Raw genomic sequence first — 21,107 nt, 5'->3', positions numbered from 1 at the left:
GATTAGCGTTTTCCGGCATGAGGTAATGAAGAAATCAATGTGCAGCCGCAACCACAGTGGTGGCCATGCAGTGCAATTGGTTTGCCATTAATTTTTGAACCTTCATCACCCTCTGCAATAAATGTTTGACCATGCTCAGGGCAGGTTACTTTATCCATCAGACAAGCGACCTCTAACCCCATAAATATCACACCGGAGCTTCCTTCAATTACAGTGCCGCCGTGGGTCGTTTTATCATTAATGCGAATTACACCCTGCATAATCATTCCTTTAATCCAGATAACACATAGCCACAAGTAACACCATCGCTATAAAGATAAGTAAAAGAAAAGGGGAACCATATTTATCCACCATATTTTCAAGCTCCCAACCTGAGTTATTGATAATACCAAATACAGGGTTCTTTATATCTGACGTACTAAACTTATAATAATACTGCTCTCCAATAGTGCCATCCGTTTTTATCCTCCAGGATTTTCCAAAATTAAATTCTTTACGACCACCCCATTGAACTTTTTTTAAAACCCACTCTCTCTGTGCTTAGCTCAGTTTCAATATCGATTGATTTTTCTCTGTAACTCACTCGATTCTTTGCTTCATTAAAGAGCAGTGTCAGTTCGTATTGCTTCTTCAGGCCACCAACTCCGAATAACTCGATCCATTTCGCATCCACAATCTTCCATGAAGCAATTAGTTTATCTCCTTGCTCAATTACAGAAAACGGAATGTCGCTATCCTGATTCAATTCCATAAGCCGAGATTTTAATTGCGAGAGAGGAATCGGTCGTTCACAATTCATATGACATCCTGTCATAACTAATTTAAATATCCAAAACAATTATTGATAACATATTAATAAAAAACAACCACCATCAAATGTGTTAAAAAATAAAACGAAAATTATTTATTTATCTCCGCAGAATTTACCACACAACGTGCCGTTTGACTGGATGGGATACTGTCTTTCGGTACACGAGGAGAACGAAAGGTTCGTCCTACTGTAGAACCCGTTATTCCGTTATAGCTGTTTAAAGATCTCATTACTTTCTGATACCCCTTTCCATCATGTTTGAATTCAGGTTTTTCAGGTCCCTGAGGGTCTTTGTAAGGTGAGTTATTATAATAATCAGGATCATACCAGTCGTTGACCCATTCGAAACCGTTTCCGGCCATGTCATAGATCCCTATAGAGTTAGGGGGATAAATATCTCCTGGCACACTTGATAATTCTTCTAGATGCGTACCATTTTTTCTCGCAAACAATTTTCGATCATAACTGGTACTTATGTTAATACCACGTTCTTTTCCTCCGCCGTGAAATTCAATTTCAGCTTTACCTGTATTGGTAGGTAAAACTATAAATTGTCCGCGACTTCTGGCGGCGTACTCCCACTGCGCTTCGGTTGGCAAGGAGAATGGAAGGCCCGTCATTTTCCCAAGCCAGGCACAATAATCCGCCGCCTCATACCAGTCAATTCTGGCGGGCGTATCGGGGGTGCTGTTATATTCTGCCCATTTATCCTTTAGTGAATCGCGAACGTCTCTTACAGGCCGGTGATGGTAATCCAGAAAAAGATGATAATCCCGGTTGCTGATTTTGAACTTGCTCATCGAGTAACTGGTCAGTTCCACCATATGCAGGGGTTTGCTGTCCGGATAAGGATCAATCTGAGCACCATATAACTTCTCGCCAAAGTCACCCATTTCAAAATCACCGCCTTCGACATAAACCAGGTTTGCTTTTATATTTCTAATAAAAACATTTAATTCTGTCTGACTAACCTTTTTATCATCTTTCGATGATTCCGGTTTATCACAAGCAGTTAACAACAACACAGTCATTATTATGATAAGTAACTTATTCATAGGTATCATTCCTCAGGCCAGAGCCTGATTATCAGACAGTGGAGCAAATTCTCCCATCCGGGGATATAACGGGTTAGTGCCCTGCACCAGTTTATAATCGTAGGTATTGTTCATTGCAAGAGCATAGCCCAACGCGACCTGATCACGAATGCGGGACTTAATGATGTCCAGATCATCATCACGGTTGAGTCCTTCCAAAAAAAGACCTTAGTTATTGACGATAATCGGAGCATTAACAACACACCTTGCAGTCATATCCCCCAGAAAGTAATCATCTTCTGTAATTCTTGGATGTCTGAAAGATCTGTCCACAACAGAACCGACAATTCCGTTATAGCGATCAGAGGAGCGAACAACTTTTTGGTACCCATCGTCTTTATATTTATAGGTCGGATGAGTAGGCCCTTGGGGATTCTTTGATGGGGAATTTTTGTAATAATCTGGATCGTACCAGTCTTTGACCCATTCATAACCATTCGCAGACATATCATATACTCCTAGCGGGTTCGGAGGGAAATTATCACCTGGCAAATTTGACGCGGAGCGAAGAATAGTTTTTACTTTCTTTGAGTACGATTCCCTGTCAAAACCAGTAGCTATATTTATACCTTTACCCTTTCCTCCGATACCATGTTCAATCTCCGCTTTTCCTGTATTTGTCGCTACACTAATAAATTTCCCACGGCTTCTTGCAGCATATTCCCATTGAGCTTCGGTAGGTAAGGAAAATGGTTTTTTGGTAATTTCACCTAACCAATTGCAATAACTTTCCGCTTCATACCAATCTATATGTGCGGGCGTATTTGGTGTTACATTTAAGTCATCGTACCATTTTTGTAAACTTTTTTTGACCGCCCGTCTCTTTAAGTTATTACTGGTTAGATAAAAATCATACTCTTTATTTGTGATTTTAAACTTACTTATTAAAAATCTACTCAATTCAATTGAGTGCAAAGGCTTGCTATCAGAATCAGGATCTATTTGCTCACCAAAGTCCCCCATTTGAAAATCACCGCCGTCTACATAAACCAGGTTTGATTCTATATTTTTAATAAAATCATTTAATTCTGACTGGCTAACACTTTTATCATCTTTCGATGATTCCGGTTTATCACAAGCAGTTAACAACAACACAGAAATTATTATGATAAGTAACTTATTCATAGATATCATTCCTCAGACAAGAGCCTGATTATCAGAGAGTGGACCAAATTCACCCATCAGGGGATATAACGGGTTAATGCCCTGCGCCAGTTTATAATCGTAGGTATTGTTCATTGCCAGAGCATAGCCCCACGCGACCTGATCAAGAATGCGGAACTTAATGATGTCCAGATCATCATCACGGTTCAGGCCTTCCTGTAAAAATGTCTGAAGCTCAGATTCCTTGCATGTTAATATGGCTTCTTCACTCATAGGGGGTGACAATATCAAGTCTTCTCCATCACTAGAGCAGTGCGTCATCACTTTGATCCATTCACTTTTTGTCTGAATGCTGGACAGGATATATACGTGTTGAAATGTTTTGAGCATGCATTAATTCATACAATTATTTTCTCTCTTCAGAAAACAAATGTTTTTTATGACGGCTTTAGCTTTCATTTCATCTTTATCAATGCCATACCCACCATTTTTATATATAGTTAGTAGCATTTTTTGATGTTTTATTGCATCTCCATCAACCATTTTCAATTTTTGAAGGGGAACATTAAGTAATTTTTCCGCCATCTGATAATTTTTATTTACCCCTCCCTCTCCTTCAAATATCAATTCGCCTAAACGAAGGCAAGGTGTAGATGGAGTACCTGCATTATTGCCACACGCTTTTTGATACCACTTTGCAGCAATTACTTTATCAACAGCAACACCATGACCATCCCGATAAATATCTCCCAAATCAATTTCGGCCATAAGCGAAGAATTCACTTGAGCAGAAGATGACCGTTCAAAATATTCTCTGGCGAGAGTGTAATTCCTTTTCGCTCCTTGCCCGGAATAATACATTGACCCTATGAAATAAAGAGTGTTCATGTCACCTCCTTTTAATCTCTCTTGTAATGAATCCATAACTGATAACGGTTTTCTATAACTTTCTATCTTTTCATTTAAGGATGCAATATCATTAGGTGAGTGAGAGGCTCTATTTGCCATTACGTAAGCAAGAATTCCCAATTGATTAATTGCTTCATTATTTCCTTGGTCAGCAGATTTTATCAGCCAATACTCAGCCTTCTTGTAATCCGGACTAACAATTTCACCTGATAAATATATTTTACCCAATAATAGTTGTGATTTAGCATTTCCTTTCTCGGCTTGAGTGATGATGCGCTGGATATAACCATTTTCTTTATTGGACTGTTTCCAGCCGAAAAAAAACACAAGCATGAATAAGGCTAACACAATAGTTAATGTTTTTTTTGCATTGATTTTCATTTTTTACTCCAAGAGATATAATTATCTTTTATATATAATTAATCAGGTAAGTGATTGATTATTAGATAATGGACCAAACTCTCCCATCCGGGGATATAACGGGTTAGTGCCCTGCGCCAGTTTATAATTGTAGGTATTGTTCATTGCCAGAGCATAGCCCCACGCGACCTGATCACGAACACGGGACTTAATGATGTCCAGATCATCATCACGGTTCATGCCTTCCTGTAAAAATGTCCGAAGCTCAGATTCCTGCCAGACTACCAGTGCGTCCTCGCTCATCGGATGCGACAACGCCAGATCCATTCCATCCTTCGAACTGTGGGTCATCACTTTTATCCATTCACGTCTTGTCTGGACACTGGATAATATATTGATAATGGCTTTCTTGCGGTCGTGATAAATATCTGGAATGATACCATCACCGCGATTGTCAAGATCCATGTGATCCCAGAAATCGTGGCGGGTAAGCAAATACAATAGGTTCCCCTTCGCTTCGGGTGTGAAATTCAATAGTTTTTCAGGTCTGGTGTTTAATTCTTTTGCAAGTTGGTTTCGCTTTGAAGATGCATTGATTCCATCCGTCGTGTCTTTCTGGAATGTATCAAATATACCGCTAATAGTGGTGACCGCTGTACCAGCTTTATCAAGCGCTTGAATAACCTTTTCTTTCATATCTGAGAGAAGCATGACACATATTTTGTTATACGCGTTAAATGCATATTCATCAATCATTTCAAAGAAATGATAATCCAGCCCATATAGCTGATAGGCCAGCCAGGCACCGAAATCGGCCAGCTTTTCGTAACCCACCTCGCACAAAAACGCCCCTCTGGCCCCGAGACCACAACACAGGCTGGCGGCGATTTTAAAGCAAAACTTACCGTTCAGGAATGTACAATAAAAGGTTGCCCCTCCCCCCAGGCCAGCCATACCGGTAATGCTGGAGCCTATGGTACAAAAATCAACGTATTCAGCGGCAGCTTTTGCTTCCTCTCCCGTTTTTCCCTGGTACGCTGTTGCGGCAACAGGCTGTAACCACTGAACGCCGCCCTTCAGACTCGCTTCTACTTTCGCCCCCCCAAACAGTTCAGCGCTACTGGTTACCCCCCCATCACCTTCCTCCATCGCCTTGTGGAATGTCCTCCCGGAAACACGACGCTCATTAAAACGGGGAAGTGTATTTTCTGGATCCCGTTTTCCCATCAGAATTTGCTTTGCACCGATGGTGGTGACCTGTAACTGACTTTCTATCTGCGCTGAAGCACCGACAAAACCAATAAGTTCGGATTCTAAATAAAGGCGAAGCATTCCCATATTCAGAATATCAGCACCTTCAGGTGTGTACGCCAGCGGCCAGCCCACGCGGTCAGGAAGGTAATAGGTTGCACTGGCGGAACCTTGTGCAATAACAAGAACAGCGGAAGCCTCTCCTTTTATCGATAACTTTCCATCTTTGGCATCCCATTCTCCGCTGGCACCAGCATTGGCAGAAAAGCGCATGAATTGTGCACCGGCAGAAACGTCAATGTGGTTATCAATTTCTTTCCCGTCAACAATCAGGCTGTTATTCCAGCAATCCGCCCAGTCTGTCAGCGTTTTATCGATTTCTCCGATATCTTCTTTATCCAGACTGAATAACTCAACGCTGGTATCAGGTTTGGGGAGTTCGGCTTTCGTAAGTTGTTCTTTAAGTTTTTTGGTATCAATACCTTTTCGGTTACCATTTTTATCATAAACAAAAAAGCTTTCGGCAGCAGAAGCTTTGTCTTTTGCCTTGAGTGAAACGGTATGTTTCTGTCCGGCCCCCAACTGATCGTAGTATCCCTTTTTTACGTACACATACTTACTGCCAGAACCTGAGCGCCGCCCGTGTTTATTCTTTGTGATAACAGGTATCAATTCGACAACGGATTCATAGCCTGCAGGAGTGAAGTCTCCCAGTTTCTCCCGCAGAGCCGCTTTTTTCTCATCCAGAATTTTTTGCTGCGTTGTTGCACTGTTCTCAAGCTCAAATTCTGCAGCATTTTCGGAAGGGGTACTGAATGCATTACCGTAATTTTCAACAGCTGAAGAGTAGTTTTTACCAGCCTCATGCACATCATTCACTGCTGTCAGTAACTCCCCCCAGTGGCGATCAAAATCATCACAAACTTCTTCTGCAAGGATTATCAGCTCTTCAGTGTCCGGTCGGAAATAAACAGTGGCAGAGGCGTGGTATACATCCACTGAATTGCCATCTTGCTTACTCAGTGTATTTTTTGCGACAGGCATATTTTGTCCGTTCAATTTTCAGTCCCTTTACTCAAAAAACAGATTAAATGAGTCTGGATCGAGTCCATAATGCGATTGCGTTATGCCATTTTCGTTCGTTACACCCTTGATAATTTTTCCTTCAGCAGTTTCGATGCGATAAGGCACATAAGGCTTAGGCTGTTTCGTGGACTTATCCAGCACCCTGAAACAACCGTTCATAGAGTTATGATATTCCGGATCGCTCACTGATGGCGGAGAAAGTGCCTGCTCCAGTGAAGCACTTCCTCCCCACAGAATATTTGAGCTTTTCAGGTCTATTTTGCCAGGAGCTCCAATTTCTACCATACCGTCTTTAATTTTAAGGTAAGCCCCACCTTTGCTTGTCAAGGTGATCCCATTGGCCGCATTCAGTACAATCTCCCCATCCACACTGTTTATGGTCATCGCTTTACTGGACTGCAAACGCATCTCATCCGTCTGAGCCTGAATATCGACCATGCCTCTTGCGGCAAATATTTTCATTCCCATCTTTTGCGCAAACAGACTTATCGCTTCGCCAGCGGCAACCGTCAACCGTTTGAAAATTGTCATATCGACATTTTCACCGGCGGTGGCGGTAAGTGAATGACCTGCCGACAACTGAATATTCTGCGGGGTCGTGGCCGCAATGCCAGCAGGAGCAGTCATCAGCAAACCGGCCTCTTTGAGTTGATTCAGCGTCTGAGCCAGTTGCTGCTGTGACTCCATATCGGCGTCCAGGGCCCCAGATGTGCCGGCGCTTTGGGCAAGCGCAGTAACCAACTGCAATGCGCTTTGTAACTGGGCGACTGCCGCACTCACATCAAGCATTTCGCCTTGAGCTTTTGGTTGATTATCCGCGCTGATAAGTACCCCCGCACCACCACGAATGGCGACATGTCGGTCGGTGCGTAGCTCCGCCCCTTCGCCACGCAACTCCCTATCAGCATCAACGTTGTGGCCTAAATTAAGTTGGGACTTGCCCCCATACTCCGTACTGAGCTTGACGTGCTCTTCGCCGCGTTTGTCTTCCATTCGTAGCTTGTTCAGCCCGGCAGTGCGGATCACATTGCGCGTGCTGTTGGTCTCAGTGACGTGGTCCACGTGGCGGGAGTCATGAAGTGCATGGGCAATATACGGACGGTCCGGATCGCCCTCATGAAACGCAATGGCGACTTCAGTACCCTGTATAAGGGGGAAGTGGAACCCGTACTTGTCACCTCCGTAAGGTTTGGCAAAACGTACCGGCATACTTTCCATACCCTGACGCTTCTCATCACGGTCAGCATCGAATTTTACCCGGTACATGCCGGATGCATCCTGCCAGGCGTAGATGTCGTTTTCCTTGGCGCTGGTCACTCGGGCCGTCATAGTACCGCTGACCACCGGGCGATTTTTCTCGGCAGGACGCCAGCACCGGTTCTCGTAGTACGGCATCGCTGCCCATGTCACTTTCAGTGCATTCCTACGGCTGGCGTAGTAGCCAGTGCGGATAATAACAACGCCGTTGTCCGTTTCACGGGGCAGTGTTGGCGGGATAGCCATTTCGGTAATAGTCAGTACCTGCGCCGGACCGAGGGTATGGTCGGTGCTGCTGCCGGTCACCGTGCACTGGGTAGACAGGAAGCGTTCATGCTCCAGACGCGCCCAGAAGTTACCAGTTTCTGCCGTTGGTATAATTTTGTCGCCACGTTCAAGGTGACGCGGGCGATAATGGTACACATCGCCGTAGGTGTTCCCCTCTCCGTCGCCACGGGTCATGTCAGCCGGTACGGACATAAGGACGTTCTGTGCTTCACGGTGGTTGTAGTCACTGGCCGTAACCGAACGCTCCACCACGTTATGCCGGACTTGCACACCCCACACCGAGTCGGCCGCATTATCATTCGCCCCTGACGGGCTGTTCAGAGGCAGCTTTTTACCGAACGTCCAAGCGCTCTGCTTGTCCGCAAAGTGCACCACTTCAGTTTGCGTGTCCGGATGCAAAGTGAAGAAGTAGAAAATCCCCACCTCGGCCAGCAGGCGTTCGATAAACGCGAGGTCACTTTCCTGGTACTGGTTTATCTGTTCCCGTTTTGGATAGGTTTGTTTAAGCTTGAATTCATATTCCCACCCCTTTAAACCATGCTCGCCAAGAATTTGTGCTACCACTTCCGGCACTGATTTGTTGACGAAAAAACGGTGAGTACGAAACTGCTTATCCAGTAAGGAGATAAAAGGTTCCAGAATAATTTCATACGTAACCTGATCGCGAGAACCGGTCAGGCGTCGGAAATTTGTCACCACACCATGAACAATTTTACCGACAGCAGAATTAAATAGTTCCCCCTCCCCCATGCTCAGCGTAGCGGTTTTGCTTAACATCATTTCAGCCGTAAGGCCCGTATGTGAACTGGTAAAACGAATGGTGTAATGATAGAGCCCACTCATTTGTTCTAATCCGTCAAAACGTTCCACATCCAATGGATAAGGACAGGAAGGAATATCTAATTTATAGCGATTAAGAATACCCTCTGTCATTTTAAATACACTTCCCATTTCTATAACTCCCACCCTGGGTCAGAATGATATTAAATAAAATAAAACCCAACAGATATAATGAACTTCACCTATAATGATCCCACTCATCATAAATATATTTTAGGGCAATTTTATAAAGTCCATAACCTATAACAAAGGCTACTATACCTACCCCACCTAGAATAAAGCGGCAAGGGTTGATAGAAAAAAAGAAGCAGTAGAACGTGTAAAGCATACTGATAATCCCCAGTGTCATCCCGATACTGGCCAGGATCCGTGAAATAATGATAAGTATAAAATCTTTTATATTCATAAACCTCCAAAGAAGTATTTGCAGATATTATCAAACTCTTCAGGATGTATCCTTGCAATTTCACAAGCCGCCTCATAAGGTCTAACAACATCCTCAATAAGATAATAAAAAAGATCAAAGTCACCCATGCTTTTTAATTTTTCATAAATTATAGGATTTCTTTCACGTAAGTATCGTGATGTATAAATAGCTCTTGATGCTTCAGCACCAATTCCCAAAACACCACCAGCAACAGAACCAGATAAAAAAGCACCAACCCCCTGAGATATAATAACCCTTCCAATGTTAACACCTGTAAGCTGTGAGAACATTACTTTTCCTATAACACTCCCAGATATATTTTTTGAAAAACGTTCAATTTTATCCATGTCTACATGAGAAACAAAATCATCTATAAATGGTTTAATAACCTTATAAATAATTTCATCGTTAAAGGCCACTTTTTTAATCAGGGCTGCTAACCGATATTTATCATCCTGATTCTCTCTGCGGTGTTCAGTGTCTATAAAGTCATAGCCAAGATAGGCAAGGCTGACGGGTAAGGAAATAACACCTTTCGCCACGGCGCCGATAAACCCGGACCCATCGATATTAATGGCTTCAAGCATATCTCTGGCAATCTCTTTTGCGCTGTCCATAATTGTTACCCTTTAGAAAAACCTGTTAATCAAACTTCAGCCCGATGCCCTCTTCCTCACTCCAGCCCAGTGTCAGGCTGTGCAGCTTCTGCTTCGCCGCCATATGGGTCAGCAGTTGCTGACTTAACACCGGCAGGATTTGCTGATTGAGCAGGCTGTCGACGTTGCGCGCCCCTGTATCCGGCAGCAGGCAGGCTGCAGTCAGCGCATCGTAAAGGCTTTCATCAATGTGCGTGGTCAAACCGTAGTGACGGTTCAGACGCTTGCTGACCTGTGACAGCTTCATTTCCACGATGGTACGCATGGCTGCTTCTGCCAGCGGGCGGTAAATCACGGTCTGGAAGCGGGCCAGCAGCGCCGGCTGGAAGTGGTCGCGCAATATCGGGCGCAGCAGCTCGTGCAGGTCGCCTTCGGTGGCCTCCGGCTGTTCATCGAGCAGTTGCATCAGGTGGTCACTACCGAGGTTCGAGGTCATCAGAATAACGGTGTTACGGAAGTCGATTTCACGCCCCTCTCCGTCGCGCATAAAGCCACGGTCGAACACCTGGTAGAACAGGTTCATCACGTCGCGGTGCGCCTTTTCCACTTCATCGAGCAGCACCACGCTGTACGGACGCTTGCGCACCGCTTCGGTGAGGATACCGCCCTGGCCATAACCGACGTAACCCGGAGGTGAACCTTTCAGTTGGGAAACGGTGTGCGGCTCCTGGTATTCGGACAGGTTAATGGTAATCAGCGATTTTTCACCGCCATACATCACATCGGCCAGCGCCAGCGCGGTTTCGGTCTTACCGACGCCGCTCGGACCTACCAGCAGGAACACACCCTGTGGACCGTTCTCTGACGTCAGTCCGGTCTTCGCCGCGCGCAGGCGCTGAGCGATAGCCTCAAGGGAAATATCCTGACCGACCACGCGTTTGCCGATTTCGTTTTCCAGGGTCAGCAGTTCGGTCTGCTCGTCTTTCATCAGGGAAGAGAGCGGCACGCCGGTCCAGTCGGCAATCACGTTGGCAATCGTGCGTGTGTCCACATCCACCTGAACCAGCACATCGCCCTGGTGTGCCTGCTCCAGTTGCCGTTGCAGGTCAGTAATTTCAGCCTGCTGGCTGATATCCTGGCGACTGGCCATTAGCTGCTCTGCCAGCGCCTTTTCGTTGCTGAAACGTGCTTCCTGCTCCCCAATACACGTTTCCAGTTCAGTCCGCTGCTGCTCAATCACACCCAGGCGGTCACCATGACGGTTGCTGCCGGCGGCAATGTCTTCCAGCAGCGCCTGCTCTTCCAGCGCCAGTGCATTCAGCTGCGCTTTCAGGCGCACAATTTGTTCCGGCACCGTGTCGAGGCACATGCGCACGCGTGCCGCGGCAGTATCCAGCAGGTCAACAGCCTTGTCCGGCAACTGACGACCGGTCAGGTAGCGACGTGACAGGGTGACCGCCGCTTTGACTGCGTCGTCGGTAATGTGCACGTTATGGTGCCCGGCGTAACGGGATTTAAGGCCACGCAGCATCAGGCACGCGGTGTCGTCGTCCGGCTCGTCCACTTTCACCATCTGGAAGCGGCGCTCCAGCGCAGCATCACGCTCGAAGTACTGCTTGTATTCGGACCAGGTGGTCGCGGCGATGGTGCGCAGTTCGCCGCGCGCCAGCGCCGGTTTCAGCAGGTTGGCCGCATCGGCCCCGCCCGCCTGGTTACCCGCGCCGATGATGGTGTGCGCTTCGTCGATAAACAGTAGAATGGGAACAGGTGACTGCTGCACGGCATCAATCACGTTTTTCAGACGCTGTTCGAATTCCCCTTTCACGCCTGCGCCCGCCTGCAACAGGCCCAGGTCGAGGGTGCGCAGGCTAACCGGCTTAAGGGATTCCGGCACGTTGCCTTCGGCAATGCGCAGCGCCAGGCCTTCGACCAGCGCCGTTTTCCCGACGCCTGGTTCACCAACCAGGATTGGGTTGTTCTTGCGACGGCGGGAAAGAATGTCGACCATCTGGCGGATTTCGGTGTCACGGCCGAACACCGGGTCAATCTTGCCTTCTTTCGCTTTGGCAGTGACATCGAGCGTGAATTTATCCAGTGCGTTCTGTAGGGCCGGGTTCAGCTCACCCTCTTTCAGTTCTGTGCCAATCGGACGGCCCACAAACTCCACTTCACCGCCGTGGTTCTGCGCCAGTTCGGCTTCCTGGTGCAGTTCCGGGCGTTCATCTGACTGTGAATCAAGTAGCGGACGCAGGCGCTCCAGCTGGCTCTGGCCCAGCGTCAGCAGCGGCCACAGCCCGTCGCAGCGCATCAGGTTCTGTTTTTCAACCAGGGCCATCAACAGGTGCTGGCTCCGGATGTGTTCTTCACCGTTAAGCGAAGCAATCAGCCACGCTTCCTGTATCAGGGTCTGAAGGCTGTCAGACAGCTGCGGACGGTGGCGAACCGAGCGCGGCTGTTTATCCAGCCAGCCCAGCAAATCCTGCCAGATAGCATCCATGTCCCATTCGTAGCGACGAGCGAGCACCGTCAGGTCACCTTCGCCCTGCTCCAGCAGTTTCAGCAGCCAGTGCTCCGGCAGAATTTCCGCATGGGCGCGGGTCTGACAGAGCGAGGCCGCCCCTTCCATCGCACGGGCACAGTAAGGGTTCAGACGTCGCAGCAGGATGGCTGGATTTTCCATGAGATTCTCTCTTTGTCGGTTCCTGGACACGCTACCGCCCCTCACTGTTTCCCGTGAAGGAGACCAAAGCGCATACGGTCGGCTGGCAGATTGTGGGTTCTTTGCTGAAAGCCCGCACAGGCAGACGTTCAGCAAAAGCAAAAAAGCGGGCAGAGAAACTCTGCCCGCTCGTGACTTAGGCGGTGGCGCGTTCGTTCCAGGAATCGGAATGAATAATGTTGCCGTCTTTGTAGGTCCAGGTAATTTTTTCGTAACGCAGCTCGATCTGCTCGAGATGGTTATGTTTCTCGAAAGAAGGATCCTTGATGTCATGCATCACTGGATTCACCTTCACCACTTTTACGTTTTCGAGCTTGGTGTTGAAGTATTCAACTTCCTGGCCCGCGTCGTTGATCTTGTACCACTTGAATTCCGCAGACTTGAGGGTCTGACCGGTGGTCACAGCCTTGTACAGGTACGGGCTGGACGAGTCGATTTCCTTGGTGAACAGGAACGGGGTGTGGATACGGGTACCGGTCAGCTTGCCGGTGTTATTGTCGGTCGGGATGTACAGGTTATGCTCCTGCGCCACCACTTCGATGCTGCCTTCACGATCCTGAACGTCCACAGAACCTTTAATGTCCGCGCCGCCGTCGTCTTTCAGCCAAAGATAAACAGGAATTGCCATGGAATTACTCTCCATTGTGTTGTGATGCGCCATCATCCTGCGATGACGCCTGGGTGTGGCCCGGTATCTGGCAGGCACTGGCCTGCGGTACCAGACTGATTTCGACACGGCGGTTGAGCGCACGGCCCTCCGGGGTGTCGTTAGTTGCGATCGGGCGACTTGCGCCATAACCCTGCACCGCAAAACAGCTTTCCGGCACGTCACCGGTGTCACGCATCCAGTCGCGCACCGCTTCGGCACGTTTCTGAGAGAGCGTCTGGTTCAGTTGCGCATTGCCGGTGTTATCGGTGTGACCAGCGACCACAATCAGCCAGCCCGGCTTCGCCTTAACGCCAACCAGTGAGTTCACCAGCATTTTGGTAGACCCGGCTTTCAGCGCCGATTTGCCCGAATCGAACAGCGACATGCTGTCGAGGCGAATGGTTTTCGGACCCTGAATGATTTTCTTAATGACCGGTGGAGGGGGCGGCGGAGGTGCCCAGTCGCTGATGGCAGCCTCAACAGGTGGAACCAGACGCAGCCCCTGATACAGACCCAGGCGATAACGCAGTGGCTCCCCGCGACGCTGCCAGTCGTCCAGCAATGCACCATCGGCTCTGAGGCGCTGCTGTGCACGCAGTTTCGGGGCAACAGGCTTACCCGTCAGCTGGTGATATAACGCAAGGTGATCGCCAACATTGCGAATGAGACGCTGGTTGTTCATCCAGGACGCCAGCATAGCCAGGGCCAGGAAAATCCCGCCCAGTAATCCGGCATAACGCCAGAACACCATTCTGCTGCTGACACCGCGTCTGCGCGGTAACGCCGGCAACAACAGTTCAGGCAGCGGCAATGGCTCAGTGCTCACGACGACGTCCGGTGGCAGCGCAGTCACGGAAGTGATGTGCTGTTGCCAGAGATTTCCCGCAATACCGCTCACCGGCACCATACACATACCCTGCACGCAGGGTTTCATCACCGGCAGTTCGCCCTGTCGTACCGACAGAAGGTCATTCACCGCACTGCTCTGCCAGGCAAGCAGGCTGTCCAGCCACAGGCCCTGACTCAGACGCGAAAGACGCCCGTCTGAGCAGGTCTCCCGGGTCCACTCCGTCAGTGACACATTACCCTGACCTGGCTGATACACCTGAATACCGCTTCGCTGGCTGACCGTGGTAAACCAGACCGGCTCTGCCTCAGCACAGGCCACGGGGGGAGATACCCAGGTCACGGTCCACAGCGGGGGGATAGTGCCAAATGCCGCACGGCACTGGACGACAGCACGCTGCCAACCCCGAAGATTCTGGGTAAAATCATCGCCGGAGGTGTGCTGTTCAGGTACCACCGCCAGCATGACGGAGATTTGCGACACCAGAGCCGGGCGCACCAGGCTCAGGTGCTGTGCCAGGAGTGGCAGCTGTTCCGCATCCTTCACCCACAGATACCAGCCTTGCCGGGTTTCCCGATGACGGGAACCGGACACAAACAGCGGGGTGTTGTCGCCACAGACGAGGCTCACCGCCCCCTGAAAATCTTCCGGTGGCAGGTTCTCATCCACAATCTCACGGACAGCTGTCGCCCGTGCCTGAGAAGCCTGGCGCTGACGCCAGAACATCATCCCGGACACCAGAACAACCAACAGACTGAGTGCCACACGGCTGCCCGTGGACAATGGCCAGAATCCCAGAATGAGCCACAGCGCCAGTACGGCACCCAGGGCTGTCAACAGACTTCGGTACGCATCCCGCATTGCTTACCCCTGCCTGACGGTCTGGCTTACCAGTTCAGTAAGCGAACACGAAAGGAAGAACCAGAGCGCCACCAGGGCGACAGCGGCCACAACCCAGGTCAGCCAGTACCAGCGACGACCGCTGCGCAAGCGTGAGGCCCGGGCAACAATGGGCGCGTCCTGGGCAAGCAAAAAGGCCGGTACCCGTTCCGCGAGCGCGCGAACGATATCTTCCCGGCGTTCATCATCCTGCGCGCGATATTGCCCCACGAACCCCAGTTGCAGGGTCCGGTACATGCAGGTCAGGACGGCAGCGTCAGGGGCGGTTTCTTTCAGCAGGTTACGGATCCGTTCCCACAGCTCCTCACCGGCATTGAGGGTGCCAAAGAAGTGGGCCTGTAACGGATCACGGCGCCAGGTCAGGTAACCATCATCGGTGGTTCCCCGGTTCATCACACTCTCATCAAGCAGTGCGCACAGGGCATACACCATATGATCCCGGCTGATGTCGCTGTAACCGGCCTCCGTGAGCGCCCCTTTTGCCTCCTGCACCAGACGGCAGGCCCGACGATAGAGCTCTTCCCCGTCACGGACCTCCTGTCCGCCCCGCAGTTGGCTGACCATCAGCCAACCGGGGTAGAAAATACGCTCAATTTGACTCATTTCTGATGTATTCATGTGCGTAGCACCGCAAAGAGTTCAAGACTCACATCCCCCAGTGAGCGCGGGGTATAGAAGGTGCAGCTTCCCGCTTCCAGCATCGCCCGCGCCGCCTCACTACTCAGATCCAGCGAGAAATACTGGTTCTCAAGACGTAACGGGATAGCGGCCGGCACATGGGTCAGCGGCTTGATAACCATCCCGCTCAGGGCCACATTCACCACATCGGACACATCTTCAAAGCTGCCCGCTTTACACAACTGCGGGAATTTCTTCTGTAGCTCATGATTCGGCATGGAGGAGCGTACGGAAAGGTAGAAGTCTGCCCCTTCGCGCAGGCGCGCATCGTGCAGGGCACCTTTCCAGATCTGGTCCTGGTGCTCCAGGTGTATACTCACCACCCGTGACGGCAGGCTCGCTTCCAGCAGCTTATCGAGCAGTGCCAGCAGCGGCGGGAATACCCGTTCCGGTGCATCGTGCTGGTATGCAGGAATATCGCCGGCGTCGTGCTCAAGTGAGAAAGTCAGCAGGCTGCCGGCCAGACGGGTCAGTTCGCGGTACAGCAGTTCCGGGTGACGCTCAGGCGTCTGAAGCAGTTCAGTTAGCACCGGCTCGGCGCTGTTCAGGGCATTGAGCAACCAGAACAGGGAGACATCCGCAACCGCAAAGTCGGCCATACGCTCATTACTTTCACGGCGCATGGCCATCAGGCGACGGCGACGGGCCTGCAGACGGACCAGCAGGTCACCCAGTTCGGTGGCAAGCCACGGACTGGCAGCAACGGACAGCATTGGCGGGATAAAGGATGGGTCCCGACTCCACTGCCCCTGCGCATTACGCACCAGACGGGCTACCGGACAGGTCAGGTATGCCGTGTTTTCCTGGCTGGACAGACGCAGGGTCAGCGCATGACGCAGGATCGCGAGTTCCCCGCTTTCATGGCCGGCCAGTTCCTGCACCACCACACGCTCAGCTTTCCAGCGACGCGGGCGCTCACTGTCCTGTCCGTTATCGAGGTTGCCACCACTGGCGCTCAGCAGCGGCAATGCGGCAACCACCTCAACAGCCTCAGAGCCGTTTGCGGCAGACAAATCACAGACCGGCGGAATATTATCCGCCAGATCCGTATCAACAATCGTGCCATCCTGGAAACGTACGACCAGACGGATGGCATTCAGGCGCGCGAGCGCCAGTGCGGCATCATCAAATTCTGCCGCAACCACGCCCCAGGGATGAGAAACCCCCATCCGGGCGACCATCTCGGCAACGTATTCACTCCAGCGGGCCTGCTGCTGGAATTGTTGCGGGGCCAGAGCGGCCCCATCCTCCCAAAGTGGGCGGTAAATTTTCATCCCTGATTTCCCCTCGCCTTAGGATTTGGCTTTCGGCATCTGGGAAACCAACGACAGATTGACATCCATCCCTTCCACCTGGAAGTGCGGCACGGCGTACAGCTTCACACGGAAGAAGCCCGGGTTGTCCTCAATATCTTCCACCACCACTTTCGCGTCGCGAAGCGGGTGAGAGGCCTGCAACTCATCGCCCGGATCGGTCATTTCAGTCACCAGACTGCGAACCCAGGTGTTCAGCTCCAACTCCAAAAGACGACGGTCCTTGGTGGTACCGATGTTTTCACGCTGAATCAGCTTCAGGTAATGCGCGATGCGCGACAGCAGAAAGATGTAAGGCAGACGCGCGTTGATGCGGCTGTTTGCCGTCGCATCGGCGGTGTCATACATAGCCGGCTTCTGAGTGGAGTTAGCGCTGAAGAAGCAGCTGTAATCGCGATTTTTGTAGTAGGACAGCGGAATGAAACCGAGGTTGGCGAATTCAAACTCGCGGGTTTCAGGGATCATCACTTCAGATGGGATCTTCACCTGATTGCCAGTACCGAGGTCATAAAGATGGATAGGCAGATCCTGGACGGCACCTCCAGCCTGTGGGCCACGGATTTGCACACACCAGCCGTTGTTGATGAAGCTGCGAACCATGTTAGAAGCGAACGCAAACGAGGCGTTAGTCCACAGGTATTTATCGTGATCGGGTCCTTTCACTTCTTCGACATAATTGAAGCTGCGTACCGGTACAGTGTCCGGGCCATATGGCAGACGACCCAATACGCGCGGCATCACCAGGCCTATGTAGCGCGAGTCATCTGTTTCGCGGAAAGATTTCCACTTAATATATTCAGCGCGATCAAAGTAGTTTCCGATATCTTTGATGGCAGCAACATCTTCCATTGAGTCTTTGTGGAAGAATTTTGGACCCGCTGAACCGATAAATGGCATATGCGCAGCAGCAGAAACTTTAGAGATATTGCGCAGTAGGGCGACATCCTGTGCTGATGCATCAAACTCATATGCAGAAATCAGCGCAGCAAGAGGTTCTCCGCCCGGGGTATCGTACTCATCAATATAAGTCTGTTTATACAGCCCACTTTGGACAATTTCCGGACTGTCTTCGAAATCCTGACGCAAATCCTCTTTGGACATATCAAGTAATTCGATTTTCACGTTCTGACGAAAATCAGTTTTATCTACCAGCGACTTCACGCCTCGCCACAGACTCTCTACAGCCTGAAACTCTTCATGGTGCATGACTGCATCAAGCTGGCGACTAATCTGGTAGTCCAGCTCAGCGATATGATGGTCAATCAGGTTTTTATCGAGTTTTTCAACTTTTGAGCCCGATTTTGTCAGGCACTCAAGAAATACCTGCATACTGGCCGTTAAACGTTCATCCGCAGTCGCATCCGACATCGCCTGCACGTCCTGCCAGATGTCCAGCGCACTCAGCTCAGAGACCGGCTTCAGATTGATTTTTTCAAACAGGGACGCGTAAACACCACCCGAGACAGGGTGTTCAAGCACCACACTCTCGCCACCAGCGGCATTCTCATTTTTTACAGACATCAGCATATTCCTTTATTAATCCGTTAAAACATCGTGACCGTTATGGCTGTTTCGGGGAGAGGGCTGTCAGTTCGGCCCTGAGTTCTGCGCTTAATGCCGGATCCAGCAGAATTTTTTCCAGCTCTTTTCGGAAAGCCTGGTTGTCCAGCAGATTCGCTTTTAAATCACGCAGCAAATTACGCATGGAAAGCATGGCCTTTAACTGTGGTATTTGCCGGGAGACATGTTCTGGGGAGAAATCCTTCATGCTCTGGAATATCAGATTGACGCTTTCTTCGCTGCCGTCGCCAGCAAGAGTGTTCTTAACGGTAAGACTTACATTTGGGGAATATTCGGAAAGCACAGCATCAAAGTTATTTTTATTCAGATTAACTTTTTTACGCTCTGATATTGGAGCGGACTCCTGACTATTACTGAAATCGCCCGCAACAAGTAATTTCAGAGGAAGTTCGGTTTTCTTGCTTGCTCCGCCAGTGTGCAGATCAAGTTTTAGGTTAATACGTGCCTTTGGCACTTCATTCTGGAAACTGTCAGCCATCTCATCATCCCTCGATTTATAGCTGTTCACACGTTGAACTTTACAGCTATTTATACTCGATAACGGGATAATGATCGAATTAATATCAAATTAACCGATCATTAGTCCGAAATAAGAAATTACTTAAGAATTTTCTGCTAGTGACGAATGGTGAATATTGCTGACAAGCTAGCAAAAGCAACCACCAGAAATGCCATTAGCAATTATTTATGTCGGCGAAGTTAAAAAATCCGAGCAATTTATTACGAAGTCGCATTAATTTGATTTAAATCAATATAAATTAATTAGGTACGCCAAGTGGATTTTCAAAGATATAGATTAAAAGCGGCATGAGATAAAAAGAAATGTCCGGGAAACTGAATTCATGATCGTTAAGCCAACGATAATTTCCTCACACCGTATTCCACAGAAAGATGTACGGGTATCGGTCCAGGAAGCCTGTTAGCCATGACCTTGCTTTATATAAGCGACATAATAATAGTGATGGAGAAAGCGTAAGAAATATCGTCGGGGTTATGTCTCGTTAAAATACTGGAGAGCTAATAGGCTCAAGCTGGAAGTGTACGAGGTTAGGCAATTGCCAATAGTCAATATTTCACGCGATGCAATCCGTTTTCCCGCATCCGATAACCTATAACTTTCTTATCCGCAGCGCATCTGTCTCGTTTGCCATAACATTACTCGAGCCCTGCGATTTAAGCTGCTCAATTGCATAAATCCTGGCCTGTCCATGATCCATAGATTCATCATCCAAACATCTTTCCACCCATCACGGCGCTTTCCACGACTCCACGCAATTTCACCCGCGTCGTTTCGCGCCATACAGCGCTTCATCCGCCGCCTGAATCAGACATTCGTAATCAGGGTGCCCGTTGAACATCGCCGCGCCAATGAAAAGAGAAAGCGGGATAGTCTCGCCCGTGGTGCGTTTACCTTAATTTTCTCCACGCGCCGGCGGATCCGCTCGACAAAGCGTATCGGCCTCGGTTATCTCGGTCAGCACAATGAGGAATTCGTCGCGGCCATAGCGAAAAACGTAATCGCAGGTGCGGACGTTATCGTAAAACGCACCCACCACTTTGCGCTGTATCTCATCCCCCGTGTTGTGCCCCCAGGTACCATTGATTTGCTTGAACTTATCAACATCGATAAGCAGCGTTGACAGGAGTGTACCGGCGCGGCTGGCGAATTTCATAAAATGTCTGGTCAAACTTCTGGATCAGGCGGGAGATATGGCCCGCCTCAGCAATTCCGCTGAAGTAATGGCGTCCTTTGTGGCTAAACTATAGCCCGAAGTCAGACCACCCGAGTGGTCGGCTGTTGCCCATACTGGAAACCAGCATCTCTTTACAAAGAAGGGTCATCTCCCAGGTCAACAGTGCGGCGGTCTGGCGTTCTTTCTCTTCTTCAGCATTCTCCATCAACGAGAATATCCGATAGTTTTCGTCATCTTTTGCAGCGCTGTTCTCACTGAAAACATAGGCATGCTGCTACGCTCGCATCTGCTCCTCAACCTGTTATGTCGTGCAGGATAGAACATCGATAAGCCAGAGGCTAAGTGCCTCACGCAGCTGTTTTTCAACTTGATCTGTGATTAAAAACTCAGCGACGTTAGGATCTGCCAGAACAATGCTATAGAACTCCCTGCTCAATATTAACGCGTGTTCACTGGCTATGTCCGTTGCAAGCTGATGTAACCGAGGGTCAGTGTCATTAATAAGCTGGATCCACTCATCCCTCACTATTTGTAGATAAGTTTCCATATTTCTGGCCTCTCAGGGTAAGTCGTGACCGAAATCCGCTATCGCAGTAGCATTCAGGTATGTTTTGATAATTAGACAGGAATACCTTCCCCACCAATATCCCCTTCACTTACACTCTTCAGCACTTTCCAGACTCTGTTACTGAACTCACCTCAG

At 49.4% G+C, this 21,107-nt stretch carries 17 protein-coding genes and 1 pseudogene; all 18 read right to left on the bottom strand.

Going from position 1 to position 21,107, the window contains the following annotated elements:
* Window positions 1-2: 2 nt before the first annotated feature.
* The 18 genes and pseudogenes from ACS603_RS07260 to ACS603_RS07175 all read right to left on the bottom strand — a co-directional run bounded on the left by ACS603_RS07260 (window position 3) and on the right by ACS603_RS07175 (window position 20,951).
* Complete coding sequence (locus ACS603_RS07260) at window positions 3-260, bottom strand: PAAR domain-containing protein (protein WP_446493654.1); 258 nt, start codon at window positions 258-260, stop codon at window positions 3-5.
* A 233-nt stretch (window positions 261-493) separates the two neighbouring features.
* Window positions 494-799 (bottom strand): hypothetical protein, encoded by a 306-nt coding sequence (locus ACS603_RS07255; protein WP_446493655.1) that lies wholly within the window; start codon window positions 797-799, stop codon window positions 494-496.
* Window positions 800-900: 101 nt separating this feature from the next.
* Complete coding sequence (locus tag ACS603_RS07250) at window positions 901-1,866, bottom strand: formylglycine-generating enzyme family protein (RefSeq protein WP_474944025.1); 966 nt, start codon at window positions 1,864-1,866, stop codon at window positions 901-903.
* Between the two features lie 12 nt (window positions 1,867-1,878).
* Window positions 1,879-2,064, bottom strand: a complete 186-nt coding sequence (locus ACS603_RS07245) for a hypothetical protein (protein ID WP_474944024.1) — start codon at window positions 2,062-2,064, stop codon at window positions 1,879-1,881.
* 9 nt (window positions 2,065-2,073) lie between these two features.
* Complete coding sequence (locus tag ACS603_RS07240) at window positions 2,074-3,030, bottom strand: formylglycine-generating enzyme family protein (RefSeq protein ID WP_474944023.1); 957 nt, start codon at window positions 3,028-3,030, stop codon at window positions 2,074-2,076.
* A gap of 12 nt (window positions 3,031-3,042) precedes the next feature.
* The gene (locus ACS603_RS07235; protein ID WP_446493659.1) at window positions 3,043-3,399 is read right to left on the bottom strand and encodes a hypothetical protein; all 357 of its coding nucleotides are present in this window, start codon (window positions 3,397-3,399) and stop codon (window positions 3,043-3,045) included.
* Window positions 3,400-3,402: 3 nt separating this feature from the next.
* A complete protein-coding gene (locus ACS603_RS07230) occupies window positions 3,403-4,299 on the bottom strand; it encodes a tetratricopeptide repeat protein (protein ID WP_474944022.1) in 897 nt (298 codons plus the stop codon).
* 42 nt (window positions 4,300-4,341) lie between these two features.
* A complete protein-coding gene (locus tag ACS603_RS07225; RefSeq protein ID WP_474944021.1) occupies window positions 4,342-6,588 on the bottom strand; it encodes an ATPase in 2,247 nt (748 codons plus the stop codon).
* A 12-nt stretch (window positions 6,589-6,600) separates the two neighbouring features.
* Window positions 6,601-9,111 (bottom strand): type VI secretion system Vgr family protein, encoded by a 2,511-nt coding sequence (locus ACS603_RS07220; RefSeq protein WP_474944020.1) that lies wholly within the window; start codon window positions 9,109-9,111, stop codon window positions 6,601-6,603.
* 291 nt (window positions 9,112-9,402) lie between these two features.
* Window positions 9,403-10,044 (bottom strand): hypothetical protein, encoded by a 642-nt coding sequence (locus ACS603_RS07215; protein WP_474944019.1) that lies wholly within the window; start codon window positions 10,042-10,044, stop codon window positions 9,403-9,405.
* A gap of 25 nt (window positions 10,045-10,069) precedes the next feature.
* Entirely contained in the window at window positions 10,070-12,703 is a 2,634-nt protein-coding gene (tssH, locus tag ACS603_RS07210; RefSeq protein ID WP_474944018.1) for a type VI secretion system ATPase TssH, read from the bottom strand.
* 175 nt (window positions 12,704-12,878) lie between these two features.
* Complete coding sequence (gene hcp, locus ACS603_RS07205; protein ID WP_001007319.1) at window positions 12,879-13,370, bottom strand: type VI secretion system effector Hcp; 492 nt, start codon at window positions 13,368-13,370, stop codon at window positions 12,879-12,881.
* Between the two features lie 4 nt (window positions 13,371-13,374).
* Window positions 13,375-15,099 carry an OmpA family protein gene (locus ACS603_RS07200; RefSeq protein WP_474944017.1) on the bottom strand — a complete coding sequence of 575 codons (1,725 nt, stop codon included), beginning with the start codon at window positions 15,097-15,099 and terminating at the stop codon, window positions 13,375-13,377.
* Window positions 15,100-15,102: 3 nt separating this feature from the next.
* The gene (gene tssL, locus ACS603_RS07195; RefSeq protein WP_474944016.1) at window positions 15,103-15,756 is read right to left on the bottom strand and encodes a type VI secretion system protein TssL, short form; all 654 of its coding nucleotides are present in this window, start codon (window positions 15,754-15,756) and stop codon (window positions 15,103-15,105) included.
* Window positions 15,753-17,090, bottom strand: a complete 1,338-nt coding sequence (tssK, locus tag ACS603_RS07190; protein ID WP_474944015.1) for a type VI secretion system baseplate subunit TssK — start codon at window positions 17,088-17,090, stop codon at window positions 15,753-15,755. The genes tssL and tssK overlap by 4 nt, the downstream gene beginning before the upstream one ends.
* Before the next feature lie 18 nt (window positions 17,091-17,108).
* Complete coding sequence (gene tssC, locus ACS603_RS07185; RefSeq protein WP_474944014.1) at window positions 17,109-18,656, bottom strand: type VI secretion system contractile sheath large subunit; 1,548 nt, start codon at window positions 18,654-18,656, stop codon at window positions 17,109-17,111.
* 34 nt (window positions 18,657-18,690) lie between these two features.
* Window positions 18,691-19,188, bottom strand: a complete 498-nt coding sequence (tssB, locus tag ACS603_RS07180; RefSeq protein ID WP_474944013.1) for a type VI secretion system contractile sheath small subunit — start codon at window positions 19,186-19,188, stop codon at window positions 18,691-18,693.
* Between the two features lie 799 nt (window positions 19,189-19,987).
* Window positions 19,988-20,951 (bottom strand): annotated as a pseudogene (locus ACS603_RS07175) (diguanylate cyclase).
* Window positions 20,952-21,107: the final 156 nt, after the last annotated feature.

It is taken from the genome of Enterobacter sp. Li2LvB3 (assembly GCF_056156645.1).
The sequence above is the reverse complement of the archived record's forward strand: the minus strand, read 5'-3'. Positions and strand labels throughout refer to the sequence as shown.

Excerpts from the sequence above, each read along its gene's own strand:
- ACS603_RS07260 (WP_446493654.1), bottom strand. The coding sequence starts at position 260 with ATGCAGGGTGTAATTCGCATTAATGATAAAACGACCCACGGCGGCACT.
- ACS603_RS07235 (WP_446493659.1), bottom strand. The coding sequence starts at position 3,399 with ATGCTCAAAACATTTCAACACGTATATATCCTGTCCAGCATTCAGACA.
- ACS603_RS07200 (WP_474944017.1), bottom strand. The coding sequence starts at position 15,099 with ATGCGGGATGCGTACCGAAGTCTGTTGACAGCCCTGGGTGCCGTACTG.
- tssK (WP_474944015.1), bottom strand. The coding sequence starts at position 17,090 with ATGAAAATTTACCGCCCACTTTGGGAGGATGGGGCCGCTCTGGCCCCG.
- tssB (WP_474944013.1), bottom strand. The coding sequence starts at position 19,188 with ATGGCTGACAGTTTCCAGAATGAAGTGCCAAAGGCACGTATTAACCTA.
- ACS603_RS07255 (WP_446493655.1), bottom strand. The coding sequence starts at position 799 with ATGAATTGTGAACGACCGATTCCTCTCTCGCAATTAAAATCTCGGCTT.
- ACS603_RS07250 (WP_474944025.1), bottom strand. The coding sequence starts at position 1,866 with ATGAATAAGTTACTTATCATAATAATGACTGTGTTGTTGTTAACTGCT.
- ACS603_RS07230 (WP_474944022.1), bottom strand. The coding sequence starts at position 4,299 with ATGAAAATCAATGCAAAAAAAACATTAACTATTGTGTTAGCCTTATTC.
- hcp (WP_001007319.1), bottom strand. The coding sequence starts at position 13,370 with ATGGCAATTCCTGTTTATCTTTGGCTGAAAGACGACGGCGGCGCGGAC.
- tssC (WP_474944014.1), bottom strand. The coding sequence starts at position 18,656 with ATGCTGATGTCTGTAAAAAATGAGAATGCCGCTGGTGGCGAGAGTGTG.
- ACS603_RS07220 (WP_474944020.1), bottom strand. The coding sequence starts at position 9,111 with ATGGGAAGTGTATTTAAAATGACAGAGGGTATTCTTAATCGCTATAAA.
- ACS603_RS07240 (WP_474944023.1), bottom strand. The coding sequence starts at position 3,030 with ATGAATAAGTTACTTATCATAATAATTTCTGTGTTGTTGTTAACTGCT.
- tssL (WP_474944016.1), bottom strand. The coding sequence starts at position 15,756 with ATGAATACATCAGAAATGAGTCAAATTGAGCGTATTTTCTACCCCGGT.
- tssH (WP_474944018.1), bottom strand. The coding sequence starts at position 12,703 with ATGGAAAATCCAGCCATCCTGCTGCGACGTCTGAACCCTTACTGTGCC.
- ACS603_RS07215 (WP_474944019.1), bottom strand. The coding sequence starts at position 10,044 with ATGGACAGCGCAAAAGAGATTGCCAGAGATATGCTTGAAGCCATTAAT.